At 73.2% G+C, this 590-nt stretch carries 1 protein-coding gene; it reads right to left on the bottom strand.

The features are described from left to right. Positions 1 to 590, bottom strand: a 590-nt coding sequence (locus tag Pta02_RS40890; RefSeq protein WP_239131612.1) for a methyl-accepting chemotaxis protein, incomplete at both ends; no start/stop codon positions are given.

Genomic DNA, 590 nt, shown 5'->3' with positions numbered 1-590 from the left:
CCGTCGATCCGCGCGGTGATCTCGCTGATGCGGCCGATGGCCTCCATCGCCGCGGTGGTGTCGCTCTGGATGGCCTGCACCCGGCGGGCGATGTCCTCGGTGGCCTTGGCGGTCTCCTGGGCCAGGTCCTTGACCTCCCCGGCCACGACCGCGAACCCCTTGCCCGACTCCCCGGCCCGCGCCGCCTCGATGGTGGCGTTCAACGCCAGCAGGTTGGTCTGCTCGGCGATGCTCGTGATGGTCTTGACGACGTTGCCGATCTCGGCCGAGGAGGCGCCCAGCTGGGCCATCATCGCGGTGGTGGCATCGGCCACGCTCACCGCCTCGGCGGCCACGGCGGCGGCTTCGGAGGTGCTGTGGGAGATCTCGCCGATGGCGCCGCCCATCTCCTGACCGCCCGCGGCGGCCACGGCCACGTTGCGCGAGACGTCCTCGGCGGCGGCGGCGACCACGCCGGACTGGGCGCTGGTCTCCTCGGCCGAGGCGGCGATCTGCTCGGAGACGGCCGACAGGTGGGTGGAGGAGGCCGCCAGGGAGTCGCTGTGCGAGACCAGGGTGGCCACGGTGGTGCGCAGGGACTCGGCGGTGCC

It is taken from the genome of Paraplanobispora takensis, assembly GCF_016863195.1.
Classification (GTDB): domain Bacteria; phylum Actinomycetota; class Actinomycetes; order Streptosporangiales; family Streptosporangiaceae; genus Planobispora; species Planobispora takensis.
The sequence above is the reverse complement of the archived record's forward strand: the minus strand, read 5'-3'. Positions and strand labels throughout refer to the sequence as shown.